The following is a 14,445-nucleotide window of genomic DNA, read 5'->3' as shown; positions in this document are numbered from 1 at the left end:
CCGGCGAAGGGGGCGTCGCCGTTTCCGGCCTCCTTACACTAAGCCGAGTTTCAGGAGGAAGGCCTTAGGCAGCCTGGTCTGGCCCTATCGGCGGCAAGCCGGCTCCCACAGGAAGAGCGCCTTGCTCAAGATCACACCATCCCTGTGGGCGCCAGCTTGCCGGCGATAGGGCCGGTAAAGCCACCTAAACAGCCCGAACCCTACGCCGATCGATCCAGCTCAGCATGACACTGGCATACACCGACACCGCAAGAAACAACGCCATGCGCACGGCAAAGGCACGGTACACATCCTGCCCACCGGCACTGTCCTGCACCGACTGCCCAAGCAGGATCAACACCGTCGTCAGGCAGCTCACCCAGTAACCCGGGCTATGCCGGGTCGCCACCACGCGATAGAGCCGCCTTGCCTGCCAGAGCGTGAACAGCAGCACCCACAGGAAAAACATCCACAGGTGCACGAACAGGCTCAACGCTCCCCAGATCAGTATTGCCAGCACCCCGGCCAGCAAGGTCGAGCCAATCAGCTCGCGGCTGGCGTGGCGGGCGCGGGTTTCCTCGGCCTGCTGACCCAGGCTCACCGACTTCATGATCAGCGGCATGAATTGGTCCGGTGCGATCAGCGCCAGCAGAAATGCCGGCATGACGATCAGCGTGGCGCGCAGGGCGACCCAGCTAACATCCTCATTGGCAAGCAGCGGCGGTGAAGGTTGCGCAGGTGCATCGGCGGGCTCGGGAAACAGCACATGGGCCAGCGATGTGCCGAGGGTGGCCAGCAACATGCCCTTGGCCAAGGCTTCGACCACGGACAGTGCCAGGGTGAAATCGCTGGTACCGGCTGCGGCGATCATGGTCAGGCCAATCACCAGCAGGTTCGCCACCAGGCCATTGCCCCCCTTGAGCGCGTAGCGCAGCACCAGGAACACGCCAATACCGACCAGCAATACCCCGCTCAGCGGGGCATGGCGCAACAAGGGAATCAGCAGCAGGCCGCTGCCGCAACTGAGCAGCACCAGCACGGCCAGCAACGGCGCCGCGCGCAAGGGCAGTGGCTGGCTGCGCATGGCCAGCAGCAATACCGCGAACACCGGCGCCAGGATCGGCACCGGCAGCCCCAGGCCAAAGCTCGCCGCCAGGCACAGCGCCACACCCCAGGCCAGGCGCAGGGCGCGCAGCTGGCGTAGCTCAATAGGCATAGGCCAGCCAGCTCATCAGCCACATGAACAACCGGCCCAGCAGATTCAGCGGGTTGCCCTCGCCGGGCAGTGCCATGACTTCAGCCTGCCCGCCCACGCGTAGGCCAGAGCGGTCCTGCAACTGGTCACGATCAAGCTCGACGATCACCGGGAAGCGCTGCGCCGAGCGCAGCCATTCGCGGCTGTTCTGCACCGTCGGCAAGCTGCCTGGCGGCGCGCTCTGGCCGACGCTCACGCCATAGCCGATGCTGCGGATTCGCCCTTTCAGCACTTCCCCCGGCAGGGAATCGAGCACCACCAGCACCGGCACGCCAGGACGCAACCGGCCAAGGTTGTTCTCGGTCATGTCGGCACTGATCCACACGTCATGGATGGCGATCAGCGTCATCATCGGCGTGCCGGCGCCGACGTAGTGGCCAACGTCCGTGCGCAGGTCGGTGATCAGCCCGTTGGCCTCGGCGCGCACCACCGTTCGGGCGAGGTCCAGCCGCGCTTTTTCGACATTGGCCGCAGCGCTGCGCAATTGTGCGTTGTTGGCCTCGTCACCCCCTTGCTGCTCACGCGCCCGTACTACCTCGGCGCGGGCCGCCGCCACCTTGCTGATGGCCTGGTCGCGGGTCGCCTGCGCCCCTTCCAGGCGGCGTACCGATACCGTGCCTGGGTCTTCCTCGATCAGACGCTTGAGCCTTTCTGCATCTTGACGGGCCTTGCGCTCGTTGGCCTGTGCCGCTACCAGAGACGCCTGGGCCGAATCGATGCCGGCGGTACTGGCCCCCACCTGCCGCTTCACGGTATCGAGGTCGGCCTCGGCACGTTGCATCGCGATGCGGTACTGGTCCTGATCCAGTTCGAACAGCACATCGCCGCGCCGCACTTGCTGGTTGTTGCCCACCGCCACGCGCTTGACCTGGCCCGCGACCTCCGCCGCCACCGGCACCACGTAGGCCTGCAGGCGAGCCTGCTGGGTGTAGGGCGTGAAGCGGTCGGCGAGCAGGTACCAGACCAGGCTCACGACGATCGCCAAAAGTACCCAGCGCATGCCGCGGTCTGGGGCTGGGGCCTGTGCAGGGGGCGTTTCCTTGATATCGCTCATTGGTTTCCACCCTGTGCAGGGGCATCGAGCAGATCGCCCCAGTCGGTACGTTGCTGCATCTGCCGACGCGTTTCATGGTCGATGGGCTCGTGGCGGGTATTCCAGCCACCGCCCAGTGCCTTGTACAAGCTCACCAAGCTACTCACCGCATTACCACGGCTGACCAAGTAGCCGTCCTGTTGCTGTAACAACAGTTGTTGGGCGTCGAGCACGCGCTGGAAATCGGCGAAACCCTCGCGGTATTGCGAGCTGGCCAGGTTCAACGAACGCTGGGCCGCCTGCGAAGCATCATGGCGGATGTTGGCACTTTGCAGCGAACGCACCAGGCCGCTGGCGGCATCGTCAGCCTCGCGCGCCGCTTCGCGCACGCCCTGGTGGTACAGCTCGATCAGTTGCTGCAGGCGCGCATCCTCTACGCGCACGGCATTCTTGCGCCGGCCATAGTCGAACGGGTTCCAGATCAGGCTCGGCCCTGCGGCCACGTCGAAGCTATTGGGCAAGTGGTTGGCCGAGGCGAAGCTCCAACCAATGCTGCCGAGCAAGCTGATCTGTGGATAAAGGTCCGCTTCGGCAACGCCGACCAAGGCCGACTGCGCTGCCACGGCCTGCTCGGCCGCACGCACATCCGGCCGGCGCAACAGCAGGTTGGCGGGCACGTCCTGCAGCACGGCGCGGTCGGGCAACGGCAACTGGCCATGGCGCGCCTGCAACTCGGGCAGCGGCCCAGGCGGGCGACCTAGCAGCGAACACAGCACGTTATGCAGCGCATTGAGCTGGTTCTCGAACTCGGGGATGGTGGCCTGGGTCGCCAGGTACTGGGTGCGCGCCTGCTGCCAGTCGAGCTCATCGTTCTCACCGTGGCGAAACAGCCGCTCGGTAATCTCCAGGCTGCGCGCCTGGCGCTTGGCGTTTTCCAGAGCAATCGCCAGCCGCGCCTCGGTAGTGCGCACGGCGAAGTAGGTGTCGGCCACCTGGGCGCGCAGCAGCACCATGGCGTCGGCGTAGTTGGCCTGGGAGGCAAAGTAGGCTGCGTCGGCGCTTTCGATGGCGCGGCTGAAGCGCCCCCAGAAGTCGATTTCCCAGCCGATGTCGAAGCCCACGCTGGACTGCCAGAACACCGAATCGCGGGCAGTGGGTGTGCCCGACTGATCCTGCTTGAGGTACAGGCTCTGCGCACGCAACTGCTGAAGCTGTGGATAACGCCCGGTCTGCACGATGGCCAGCTGCGCGCGCGCCTCGGCAATGCGCAAGCCGGCTACCCGCAGGTTGGTGTTGTGGGCGTCGGCTTCAGCGATCAGCGCATCCAGGGTGGGGTCGGCGAACACCGCCCACCACTGCTGCAGGTCCGGCGCCGCAGCTGGCTGCCCAGCCTGTTCCAGCAGTGGCGTGCTCCAGCTCGTCAGCCACGGCTCCTGTGGTGGCTGGAAGTCGGGGCCGACCTGGGTGCAGCCTGCCAGCACGGCGAACAAGCTGACGGCATGACACACGCAAGGCCATTTGATGCTGTGCCTCACGCGTCCGGCTCAACAGGGGGTTCCGGCACCTGCAGGGCGACCCACTGCCAGAACAGCACATAGGTTACACCGAGAATCACCGGGCCGATGAACAGGCCGATGATGCCTTTGACCACCATGCCGCCCAAGGCGCCGATCAGCACCACCGGCATCGGCACATCCACCCCGCGCCCCAGCAGCAGCGGCTTGAGCACGTTGTCGGCGAGCCCGGCGACGAAGGTGTAGACCGCGAAGATGATGGTCGCGGCAGTGAAACCCTCGGCATGGAAGGTATACAGGATCACTGGCAGCGTGACCAAGGTCGCCGGCGCCTGGGCAATCCCCAGCATGAGCACGGCGATAGCCAGCATCCCTGCCCCAGGCACGCCCTTGACCACGAAGCCGACACCAATCAGCAGCATCTGGATGAAGGCGATGCCGATCACCCCTTGGGCCACCGCACGGATGGTTGCCGTGCACAGCCTGGCGAGCGGCTTACCCCGCTCCTCGCCGGAAACACGTATGGCGATGCGTTGCGAGGCGATCTCGCCACGCGCACCGAACGCCATGATGACCCCGGAAATGATGATCGCCCCGATGAACAGCAGGAACGCCGCGCCCGCGCTGGCTGCAGCACCCAGCACGGTCAAGCTCGCGCCCTTGAGGTAGGGCATCATGTTGTTCAGCAACGGTGCCAAGCTCTGCGAGGCCGATAGCCACAGGGCATGCAGCTTGGGCCCGATCAACGGCCAGCTGGCCACCGAATCGGGCGGAGTCGGCACACTCCAGGCACCGCTCTTGAGCACGTTCACCAGGCTGTCCACCGACTCGCCGATGGATACCACCACCAGGTAGATCGGCACCAGCAGCACCACCAGCACCAGTACCACCACCAGGGTCGCTGCATAGCCGTCCTTGAGCCCCGAACCGCGCTTGATGCGCTGCTGCAATGGGTACAGCGTGACCGCGAGGATCACCGCCCACAGCATCAGCTCGAGAAAAGGCTGGAACACCTCGAAGGAGAAGATCACCAGTGCGGCAATCAACCCGGCCTTGATCAGCACGTCGAGCAAACCCCGAGACAGAGCGCTGTCCAGCTTTAGTCCTTGTTGCATTGTTAGGTCTCCAAACATTCAAGACGCCGTGTGGCGCCATTCACTTGCCTGCCTCGGGCACACCCTCGGGGCCAGTGCCGTCCCGCAATTGACGCGCCAGGGCCAGCATTACCAGCGGTACCACGGCCATCGACAGGGTGATGGCGAGTACCAGCAGGTCGTGCACCTGCTGCGTCAGCACTTGATGTTCGAGCGCCAGCTTGAACACCACGAAGGCAAATTCGCCGCCAGATGCCAGCACCACGCCCAGGCACAGCGCCTCATGCCGCTTCAGCCCGCCGGCAAAACGCCCCAGGGCGTACAGCAACGGCATCTTGATGCTGACCAGCAGCAGGGTCAGGCCCAGCACTGCCCATGGCATGGAGAACAGCAAGCCGAGGTCGGCGCTCATGCCCACACCGACGAAGAACAACCCCAGCAACAAGCCCTTGAGCGGTTCGATCTGGGTTTCCAGTTCATGGCGAAAAGGCGACTCGGCCATCAGCACGCCGGCGAGAAAGGCACCCAGGGCCATGGACACCCCGACGTGCTCCATCACCCAGGCGGTGCCCAGTACCACCAACAGTGCCGTGGCGGTGGACAGCTCGGGCAGGCCGGAACCAACGGTCCACTTGAACAACGGGGTCAACAGGTAACGGCCGAAGATGATCACCACACCGATGCCGGCCACTACCGCCAGCATCGGCCAGTTACCTTCGTCGGCAACGCTGACATCGCCGCCAAGCAACGGCACCACGGCAATCAGCGGAATCGCGGCAATGTCCTGGAACAGCAAGATGGCCACCGCCAGCCGGCCGTGCGGCTTGCCCAGGTCCTTGCGCTCGGCCAGCACTTGCAGGCCAAAGGCGGTGGAGGACAGCGCCAGGCCTACGCCCAGCACGATCGCCGCAGGCTTCGACTGGCCGAACAGCCAGTACGCCAGCAGCCCTAGCACCAGAGCGGTAAGCCCCACCTGCAACGAACCGATACCAAAAAGCGCCCGGCGCATGGTCCACAGCCGCCGTGGCGAAAGCTCCAGGCCGATCACGAACAACAGCATGACCACGCCCATTTCCGAAATGCGTGCCACGTTGTCCGGGTTGCCCAACAGGCCAAGTACCGAGGGGCCGATGAGGATACCGGCCAGCAGGTAGCCTGGCACCGCGCCCATCTTCAAGCGTTGCGCCAGAGGTACCAGCAATACCACGGCCAACAGAAAAACTACTGTCGCCTGTAAGAGGCTTCCATCGTGCGGCATGGATCACCTCCTCTAGGCTTTGCGTAGAATGCCCATCACAGCCGATCTTCGATGACTTTGAAGGGATAGGCCAAAGGCTTGTACTTGCCGATCTTCCCGCGTTTGGGCAGTTTCACTACCGCTTCGCGGGTGATGTCCTTGTAGGGAACCTGGGTGAGCAGGTGGCTGATGATGTTGAGGCGGGCGCGCCGCTTGTCGTCGGAATGGGCCATGTACCAGGGCGCCCAGGAGGAATCCGAGGCGGCGAACATCGCGTCGCGGGCGCGGGTGTAATCGTCCCAGCGGGTGTACGACTTGAGGTCCATGGGCGACAACTTCCACAGCTTGCGGCCGTCGTTGATACGGTCCTGAAGGCGGCGGGTCTGCTCCTCGGCACTGACTTCGAGCCAGTACTTGATGAGGATGATCCCCGATTCCACCATCAGCTTCTCGAGCAACGGCACCACCGCGAGGAACTTGTCGGCCTGGTCTTCGGTGCAGAACCCCATCACCCGCTCGACGCCGGCGCGGTTGTACCAACTGCGGTCGAAGATCACCACCTCGCCGGCGGCCGGCAGGTGGTTGAGGTAGCGCTGGGCGTACATCTGGGTCTTTTCACGCTCGGTCGGCGCCGGCAGCGCCACTGTGCGGAAAACCCGCGGGCTGACCCGCTCGGTGATGGCCTTGATGGTGCCGCCCTTGCCGGCGCCGTCGCGGCCTTCGAAGAGGATGCACACCTTGAGGCCCTTGGCCACCACCCACTCCTGCAGCTTGACCAGCTCGACATGGAGGTTTTTCAGCTCTTTCTCATAGGCCTTGCCAGAGAGCTTTTCCTTGGCGGCATCAAGGTCTTTTTTCCGGTGCATCTTGGACATCACATGCTCCTGACTTCGACTGAAGAGTCATTATGGTCGATCCACAAAGAGTAGCCGTCTCGCTTGCGAGCGCAGCTCGACGTGTCTCAACCGGGAGAGCGCGGGATATAAGTCCGGAAAAACGATTGATTCAAATCAAAAATGATTTTTGAGGCATTTGCGCCCCAAGCGGCTTGCCGCTTCGCCAGCAGCCAGGGGCAGCAGGACGCGGCCCCTGGCGCGAAGGTCAGCCGAGCACCTTGCCGGCCACGGCATCGACCGCGTCCTTGGTAATGGCAACGATCTGCTCGGCATCCTCCTGGGTGAGCACCAGCGGAGGGGCAAAACCAAGAATGTCACCATGCGGCATGGCCCGGGCGACCATGCCACGTTCCAGGCACGCCGCCGATACCTGCGGCCCGACCTTGAGCGCCGGGTCGAACGCCGTGCGCGTCTCGCGGTCAGCCATGAACTCGACCGCACACAGCATGCCGTCACCCCGTACTTCGCCTACCAGCGGGTGGCCTTCGAAGGTTTCGCGCATACGCCTGTTAAGGTAGCCGCCCACCACTTCGGCGTTCTCGGTCAAGTTCTCGCGCTCAAGAATATCCAGGTTGGCCAGCGCCGCCGCCGCGCAGATCGGGTGCCCCGAGTAGGTCCAGCCGTGGCCCATGGGGCCTGCCTTGCGCGAGCCTTCGTCGATCACGTTCCATACCTTTTCACCGACGATGACTGCAGAAAGGGGCGCATAGGCGCTGGTCAGCCCCTTGGCCGTGGTGATCAGGTCCGGGCGGATGTCGTAGCGCTGGCTGCCCATCTTCGATCCCAGTCGGCCGAAGGCGCAGACCACTTCGTCGGCGATCAACAGCACGTCATAACGCTCGAGCACAGCCTGGATCGCTTTCCAGTAGCCCTTGGGCGGCACGATGATGCCACCGGTACCCATCAGTGGCTCGCCGATGAACGCGGCCACGGTGTCGGGGCCTTCTGCGAGAATCAGTTGCTCGAGTTCGTCGGCGCAATACTGCACGAAGGCTTGTTCGTCCATGCCGGCCGGCGCCTTGCGATACCAGTGCGGGCAGACGGTGTGCTTGACGCCTTCGACCGGCAGGTCGAAATGCTGATGGAAGCTGGGCAGTCCGGTCAGGCTGCCGGTCATGATGCCCGAGCCGTGGTAGCCACGGTCACGGGAGATGATTTTCTTCTTCGCCGGGCGGCCGAGAATGTTGTTGTAGTAACGCACCAGCTTGACCTGGGTCTCGTTGGCATCGGAGCCCGACAGGCCGTAATAGACCTTCTTCATCCCTGCCGGCGCCCACTCGATGATGCGGCTGGAGAGTTCGATGATCGCCTCGGTAGAGTGGCCGACATACGTGTGGTAGTAGGCCAGCTCCTTGGCCTGACGGTGAATGGCATCGGCGACTTCGGTACGGCCGTAACCGATGTTCACGCAGTACAGACCGGCGAAAGCATCGATCAGCTCACGGCCTTCGTGGTCACGCAGGCGGATGCCCTCGGCACCGGTGATGATCCGCCCTTTGAGCGCGCCGCTGGCGTGATCGTGGGCGTGGGTCGAGGGGTGCATGAAGTGGGCGCGGTCCTGTTCGAACAGCTGGCTGAAATCTTGGCTCATGGCTAACGCTCCTTAAAACTGACCGTGGTGGTGCAGGCAAACGTATTTGGTTTCCACGAAGGGCTCGAAGCCCTCGCTACCGCCCTCGCGGCCAAGGCCCGACGCCTTCATGCCGCCGAACGGGATGGGGTGGCCGGTGAACTTGACGCCATTGATCGCCACCATCGCATGGTCGAGCCGGCGTACCAGCGGGTGCACCACGTCGAGGCGGTTGCCGACGATGTACGCGGCCAGGCCATATTCGGTGTCGTTGGCCAGGGCGATGGCCTGTTCCAGGGTGTCGAACGGCATGACCCCGGCGATCGGCGCGAAGTTTTCTTCCTGATAGATGCGCATGGCTGGGGTGACATCGGCCAGCACCGTCGGCTGGAAGAACCAGCCCCCCAAGGCATGCCCCTCGCCACCTGCCAGGCGCCGGGCGCCACGCTGCAGGGCGTCCTCGACCCGCGCCTGGGTGGCATCGAAGGCCGCCTGATGCATCAGCGGGCCGATCTCGGCAGCGGTCTGCTCGCCCGCGAGCATGGCCGGGCCGACCTTCAGCGCCCGTACCGCTTCGCCAAAGCGCGTCAGGAAGGCGTCGTACAAAGGCCGCTGCACCATGATCCGGTTGGCCGCGCAGCAGTCCTGGCCGGAGGTCTGGAACTTGGCCGCCACGGCCACCTGCACGGCCAGGTCGAGATCCGCATCGGCGCAGACGATGAACGGCGCATTGCCGCCCAGCTCCAATGCCACCTTCTTCACATCCTCGGCGGCGGCCTGCAGCACCAGCTTGCCGACGCGGGTCGAGCCGGTGAAGCTGACGGCTCGCACGCGGCTGTCGCGTACCAGGGTTTGCATGGCCATCTGCGGCTCGCCGATCACCACGTTGAATACCCCCGGCGGGAAACCGGCGTCCTGTGCCAATTGCGCCAGCGCCAGGGCCGAAAACGGCGTTTCATGGGCCGGCTTGACCACCACCGTGCAGCCGGCGGCCAGTGCCGCAGCGGCCTTGCGGGTGATCATGGCGCTGGGGAAGTTCCACGGTGTGAGCAGCGCGCAGACCCCAACGGGCTCCTTCAGGGTGCTCAACTGGGCACCTGGAATATGGCTGGGGATGGTCTCACCGTTCAGGCGCCGGGCCTGTTCGGCGAACCAGGGGATGAAGCTCGCCGCATAGGCGATTTCACCACGGGCTTCCGGCAACGGCTTGCCCTGCTCGGTGCTGAGGATACGCGCCAGCGCCTCCTGGTGTCCGAGCATCAACTCGGCCCAGCGCCGCAGCAGCGCCGCTCGGCTGTCCAGGCTCTGCTGCCGCCAGGCCGGGAATGCACGCTCGGCGGCATCCACTGCGGCGACGATCTGTTCGTGGTCGAGCATCGGCACATGGTCGATGACCTGACGGCTGGCCGGGTCATGCACGGCGATGCTGTTGCCGCTGTTGCTGTGCAGCCACTGGCCATCGATGTGGCACAGGTTGTTGAATGGGTAGTGGTGCGACATGACTGTTCTCCATACCTCGTTGTCGTGGCGATGGGCCTAGACCAAGACTTCAGCGATCACCGCCAGGGTGTCGCCACACTGCACAAGCCCTGGGAAGTGCCGCGCGGCGAGCAGCCCGCTGCGCCTGGCGCGGTACTCGAAGGGGGCGGCACCGGTGCGGCGGATGTCATGCACCCGGGCGATCACCTCGCCCTGGCTGACCGTGTCGCCCAGATCGCGACACATCTCCAGCAGGCCGTCATGCTCGCTGGCGACGAAGCAATCGCCATCCGGCATGTCCAGCAGAATGGTCTCGCCCTGCTCCATCTCCCCTTCGAGGATGCCGGCATGAATCAGCAGGTTGCGTATGCCGCGTTCGGCCAGGCCGACGCTTTTGGCGGTGCAGGTGCCGCCCCCCCCCAGTTCGGTGGTCACGAACACCTTGCCCTGCTCCTCGGCGGCCGTGTCGTACATCGCCTGGGCGTCCAGTTCCAGCATGCGCATGCCATAGGGCGCGGCGAACGCCCGCATGCCCGCCTCGCACCGGGCTTGCTGGGCCTTGTCGGGCAGCACGTGACAGGCGGCGAAGGGCAGGAAGTCGAGGGTGCGCCCACCGGAGTGGATATCCAGGACGACATCGGCCAGTGGCAGCAGGGTGCGGCGGAAATAATCGGCGATCTTTTCCGTCACGCTGCCATCGGGCCGGCCCGGGAAGCTGCGGTTGAGGTTGCCTTTGTCGATTGGTGAGGTGCGGGTCCCGGCATGCACCGCAGGCGTATTCATGAAGGGCACGATGATCACCCGCCCGCTGACCTGCTCGGCCTGCAGCTGCTGGGCCAGTTTGCTCAGCGCCACCGGGCCTTCGTATTCGTCACCGTGATTGCCACCGGTGAGCAGGGCCGTCGGGCCATTGCCGTGCTTGACCACCGTCAGCGGGATCATCACAGCGCCCCAGGCGGAGTCGTCACGCGAGTACGGCAGCTTGAGAAAACCGTGCTGCACGCCATCGCGCTCGAAATCCAGGGTACAGCTGATCGGGTTGGCCACCATGGCGGCGGCCTGGGCGATTGCATTCATGGCTCAGTCCTTCACGAACAGCTGGCGAGGCACGTTGCACAGGGTCTCGACCCCGGTCTCGGTGATGAGGATGCTTTCGGTGATCTCCAGCCCCCAGTCGTCCATCCACAACCCCGGCATGAAGTGGAAGGTCATGCCCGGTTGCAGCACGCTGGTGTCGCTCGGGCGCAGGCTCATGGTGCGCTCGCCCCAGTCTGGCGGGTAACTGATACCGATCGGGTAACCGCAGCGGCTGTCCTTGTGGATGCCGAACTTTTCCAGCACGCGGAAGAACGCCCGGGCGATGTCTCCGGTGGTATTGCCTGGCCGCGCAGCATCGAGGCCGGCGGCGATACCTTCGACCACGGCCTTCTCGCCTTCGAGAAAATGCTGCGGCGGCTTGCCCAGGTACACCGTGCGCGACAGCGGGCAGTGGTAGCGCTTGTAGCAGCCGGCGATCTCGAAGAAGGTGCCCGCCCCGCGACTGAATGGCGAATCGTCCCAGGTCAGGTGCGGCGCACTGGCGTCGGCGCCGGTCGGCAACAGAGGAACGATGGCCGGATAGTCGCCGCCATGGCCATCGACGCCGAGAATGCCGCTGCGGTAGATCTCGGCCACCAGCTCGTTCTTGCGCATGCCCGGCTCGATGCGTTCGAGAATGCACCCGTGCATCTGCTCGACGATGCGCGCGGCGATGCGCATGTAGGCGATTTCCTGCGGCGACTTGACCGCCCGCTGCCAGTTGACCAGGCCGGCGGCATCGCTGAACCGCGCCTGCGGCAGGTGCTTGCACAGTGCCTGGTAGGCCGCGGCGCTGAAATAGTAGTTGTCCATCTCCACGCCGATGCTCAGGCCGCCCCAGCCCTTGGCCAGAATCACGGCCTGGCACAGGTAGTCCATCGGATGGCGCTCGCGCGACTGCACATAGATATCCGGGTAGCCGACAATGTTCTCGTGCTGCATGAACACCGTGCGCTTGGCGCCATTGGCGTCCTGGCCGCGGCCAAACCAGATCGGCTCGCCATCGAGCGCCAGCAGCACGCACTGGTGCACGTAGAACGACCAGCCGTCATAGCCCGTCAGCCAGGCCATGTTCGATGGGTCGGTAACCAGCAACAACTCAAGGCCTTGCGCCTGCATGGCGGCGCGGGTCTTGGCCAGGCGCTGGGCGTATTCCTGCCGGCTGAACGGCAGGTTGACCACTGTTTGTGACATACGGATGCCCTTCTTGTGAGTGGGTTGCAAATGTCTTCAGCTGAGAAACGCCAGGCCCTTGTTGGCGGCGACTGCGCGTTCGAAGGCCAGGTTGGCGATGGCGGTGTCCTGGGCACCGGTGCCGGTCAGGTCGCACAGCGTGACCTCATCGCTGCTCACCCGGCCCGGTTGCAGGCCGGCGATGATCTGGCCCAGTTCGCAGTGACCGGCGCGCTCGCCAACCGCGCCGGCACGCAAGGCGTGGTGCAATTCGCCCAGTACCCGGGTCTGGCTCAGGCGGTCGGCGACGTAGCGGTCGAGCCGGGCCAGGGCGGTGGGCGCGATTTCATTCTTGTGCTCGGCGTCCGAGCCCATGGCGGTGATATGCAGGCCGGGCTGCAGATGATGTGGCTGGATCAGCGGCGTGCGGCTTGGAGTGCAGGTGATGGCGATGTCGACTGCCTGCATGGCTTGGTCGACACTGTCGCAAGCCTGCAGCTGCAGGCGCCCATCGCGCCCGAGTTCGTCGCACAGCGCTGCGGTCTTGTCCGCATCACGGCCCCAGACCTTGACCTGCTCGATCGGCCGCACGAGGCGCAGTGCCTGCAGTTGCAGACGCGCCTGCTCACCGCTGCCGATCAGCGCCACCCGGCGGCTGTCCTGGCGCGACAGCCAGCGTGCGGCCACTGCGCCGGCCGCAGCGGTGCGCACGGCCGTGAGGTAACCGTTGTCGAGGAGCAAGGCATCGAGCAGGCCGGTGCGTGCCGACAGCAGCATCATCATGCCGTTGAGGCTGGGCAGGCCAAGCTTGGGGTTGTCGAAGAAGCCCGGGCTGACCTTGATCGCGAAGCGCTCCAGCCCTGGCAGGTAAGCGGTCTTCACATCCACTTCGCCGTTGTGCTCAGGCACGTCCAGACGCAGGATCGGTGGCATCGCCACCTGGGCCGTGGCGAGCAGGGCAAAGGCCTGTTCGATGACATCGACCGCGGCGCAGTCCAGGGTGATGCAGCTACGCAGGTCGGCTTCGCTGAGCAAGGTGATGGCCGGCATTCGAAATACCTCCAGTGAGGAAAAGGTGAGTACTCAGGCGTCGCCGCCGTTGAGCACACGCAGGTGCTGCGCGCTGTCGACATTGCGCCCGCTGACCACCACCACGACCGGGCCTCTGGCGTTTACCAGGCCGTCGAGCAGTGCAGCGATGCCCACCGCGCCAGCGCCCTCGAGCACCAGCCGTTCATGCTGGTAGGCGTGGCGCATGCCATTGGCGATCGAGGCCTCCGACAGCAGGTGGACCTCGTCGAGCAGGCGCCGGGTCATGGCCAGGGTGTACTGGTTGTCCAGGCCGATGCCGCCGCCGAGCGAGTCGGCCAGGGTCGGCAACTCCTCGACCTCGACCGGGCTGCCGGCCTGCAGGCTGGCGTGCATCGCGGCACCACGCTGCATGCTGATGCCGTGGGTGGTGATCGCCGGGTTGATGCTTTTCAGTGCCAGCGCCACGCCGGCGAACAGGCCGCCACCGGAGAGCGGGATCAGTACCTGTTCGACTTCGGGCAACTGCTCGATGATTTCCAGGCCCAAGGTGCCTTGGCCGGCGATGACCTGAGGGTGGTCGAACGGTGGGATCAACGCTGCGCCGTGATCGGCGCTGTACTGCAGTGCGGCTTGCTGGGCCTGGTCCTGGGACTGGCCGACGATGCACACTTCGGCGCCCAGTTCACGGATGGCCCGGACCTTGTTGTCCGGTACCAGCCCAGATAGAAACACGGTCGCCTTCACCCCCAGTTGCGCCGCCGCATGGGCGACCGCCCGGCCATGATTGCCGGTCGAGGCGGTGACCACGCCGCGTGAGCGTTGCTCGGGGTTGAGCGCGGCGATGGCATTGCTGGCACCGCGCAGCTTGAAGCTGCCAGTGGTCTGCAGCGCTTCGAGCTTCAGGTAGATCGGCGTACCCAGGCAACGCGACAGGCTGGGTGACAGCTCCAGCGGCGTGCGGCGCACGAGGCCATGGATACGCTGGCGGGCAAGATAGAGATCGTGAAGCGAGAGCGCTGACATGATCGTGACCCAACAAGTGACCTGATGTTGGGCGGAGTGTATGAGGCGAAAATTGTCACGATGAATGTACTAGGGCAATTTGC

Annotated in this window: 12 protein-coding genes; all 12 read right to left on the bottom strand. The window is 64.9% G+C overall.

The genetic code is table 11. The features are described 5' to 3' along the window. Positions 1-184: 184 nt before the first annotated feature. Positions 185-1,195, bottom strand: a complete 1,011-nt coding sequence (locus KU43P_RS03945) for a DUF2955 domain-containing protein (protein WP_317661144.1) — start codon at positions 1,193-1,195, stop codon at positions 185-187. Next, positions 1,185-2,288, bottom strand: coding sequence for an HlyD family secretion protein (locus KU43P_RS03940; RefSeq protein WP_317661143.1), 1,104 nt, complete (start codon positions 2,286-2,288; stop codon positions 1,185-1,187). Before KU43P_RS03940 ends, KU43P_RS03945 begins: the two co-directional genes overlap by 11 nt. Next, complete coding sequence (locus KU43P_RS03935; protein ID WP_317661142.1) at positions 2,285-3,802, bottom strand: TolC family protein; 1,518 nt, start codon at positions 3,800-3,802, stop codon at positions 2,285-2,287. Before KU43P_RS03935 ends, KU43P_RS03940 begins: the two co-directional genes overlap by 4 nt. Further along, a complete protein-coding gene (locus tag KU43P_RS03930; protein ID WP_317661141.1) occupies positions 3,799-4,896 on the bottom strand; it encodes an AI-2E family transporter in 1,098 nt (365 codons plus the stop codon). Before KU43P_RS03930 ends, KU43P_RS03935 begins: the two co-directional genes overlap by 4 nt. A 40-nt stretch (positions 4,897-4,936) precedes the next feature. Beyond that, positions 4,937-6,133 (bottom strand): monovalent cation:proton antiporter-2 (CPA2) family protein, encoded by a 1,197-nt coding sequence (locus tag KU43P_RS03925; protein ID WP_317661140.1) that lies wholly within the window; start codon positions 6,131-6,133, stop codon positions 4,937-4,939. A 35-nt stretch (positions 6,134-6,168) separates the two neighbouring features. Continuing rightward, a complete protein-coding gene (ppk2, locus tag KU43P_RS03920; protein WP_317661139.1) occupies positions 6,169-6,987 on the bottom strand; it encodes a polyphosphate kinase 2 in 819 nt (272 codons plus the stop codon). Between the two features lie 226 nt (positions 6,988-7,213). Further along, a complete protein-coding gene (locus tag KU43P_RS03915; protein WP_317661138.1) occupies positions 7,214-8,599 on the bottom strand; it encodes an aspartate aminotransferase family protein in 1,386 nt (461 codons plus the stop codon). A 12-nt stretch (positions 8,600-8,611) separates the two neighbouring features. Beyond that, positions 8,612-10,078: an NAD-dependent succinate-semialdehyde dehydrogenase gene (locus KU43P_RS03910; RefSeq protein WP_317661137.1), complete on the bottom strand. Its 1,467-nt coding sequence runs from the start codon at positions 10,076-10,078 to the stop codon at positions 8,612-8,614. 36 nt (positions 10,079-10,114) lie between these two features. Next, positions 10,115-11,134: a N(2)-acetyl-L-2,4-diaminobutanoate deacetylase DoeB gene (gene doeB / locus KU43P_RS03905; protein ID WP_317661136.1), complete on the bottom strand. Its 1,020-nt coding sequence runs from the start codon at positions 11,132-11,134 to the stop codon at positions 10,115-10,117. 3 nt (positions 11,135-11,137) lie between these two features. Further along, a complete protein-coding gene (doeA, locus tag KU43P_RS03900) occupies positions 11,138-12,328 on the bottom strand; it encodes an ectoine hydrolase DoeA (protein WP_317661135.1) in 1,191 nt (396 codons plus the stop codon). A gap of 36 nt (positions 12,329-12,364) precedes the next feature. Beyond that, positions 12,365-13,357, bottom strand: a complete 993-nt coding sequence (eutC, locus tag KU43P_RS03895; protein ID WP_317661134.1) for an ectoine utilization protein EutC — start codon at positions 13,355-13,357, stop codon at positions 12,365-12,367. 33 nt (positions 13,358-13,390) lie between these two features. Beyond that, positions 13,391-14,362, bottom strand: a complete 972-nt coding sequence (gene eutB / locus KU43P_RS03890) for a hydroxyectoine utilization dehydratase EutB (RefSeq protein ID WP_317661133.1) — start codon at positions 14,360-14,362, stop codon at positions 13,391-13,393. Between the last annotated feature and the right edge of the window lie 83 nt (positions 14,363-14,445).

It is taken from the genome of Pseudomonas sp. KU43P (assembly GCF_033095865.1).
Taxonomy (GTDB): domain Bacteria; phylum Pseudomonadota; class Gammaproteobacteria; order Pseudomonadales; family Pseudomonadaceae; genus Aquipseudomonas.
This window is presented reverse-complemented; position numbering and strand designations above follow the sequence as displayed.

What these genes read in the sequence shown, in the direction of transcription:
- KU43P_RS03915 (WP_317661138.1), bottom strand. Translation starts at nt 8,599, where the DNA reads ATGAGCCAAGATTTCAGCCAGCTGTTCGAACAGGACCGCGCCCACTTC.
- KU43P_RS03945 (WP_317661144.1), bottom strand. Translation starts at nt 1,195, where the DNA reads ATGCCTATTGAGCTACGCCAGCTGCGCGCCCTGCGCCTGGCCTGGGGT.
- KU43P_RS03910 (WP_317661137.1), bottom strand. Translation starts at nt 10,078, where the DNA reads ATGTCGCACCACTACCCATTCAACAACCTGTGCCACATCGATGGCCAG.
- KU43P_RS03930 (WP_317661141.1), bottom strand. Translation starts at nt 4,896, where the DNA reads ATGCAACAAGGACTAAAGCTGGACAGCGCTCTGTCTCGGGGTTTGCTC.
- doeA (WP_317661135.1), bottom strand. Translation starts at nt 12,328, where the DNA reads ATGTCACAAACAGTGGTCAACCTGCCGTTCAGCCGGCAGGAATACGCC.
- eutB (WP_317661133.1), bottom strand. Translation starts at nt 14,362, where the DNA reads ATGTCAGCGCTCTCGCTTCACGATCTCTATCTTGCCCGCCAGCGTATC.
- doeB (WP_317661136.1), bottom strand. Translation starts at nt 11,134, where the DNA reads ATGAATGCAATCGCCCAGGCCGCCGCCATGGTGGCCAACCCGATCAGC.
- KU43P_RS03925 (WP_317661140.1), bottom strand. Translation starts at nt 6,133, where the DNA reads ATGCCGCACGATGGAAGCCTCTTACAGGCGACAGTAGTTTTTCTGTTG.
- ppk2 (WP_317661139.1), bottom strand. Translation starts at nt 6,987, where the DNA reads ATGTCCAAGATGCACCGGAAAAAAGACCTTGATGCCGCCAAGGAAAAG.
- KU43P_RS03940 (WP_317661143.1), bottom strand. Translation starts at nt 2,288, where the DNA reads ATGAGCGATATCAAGGAAACGCCCCCTGCACAGGCCCCAGCCCCAGAC.
- eutC (WP_317661134.1), bottom strand. Translation starts at nt 13,357, where the DNA reads ATGCCGGCCATCACCTTGCTCAGCGAAGCCGACCTGCGTAGCTGCATC.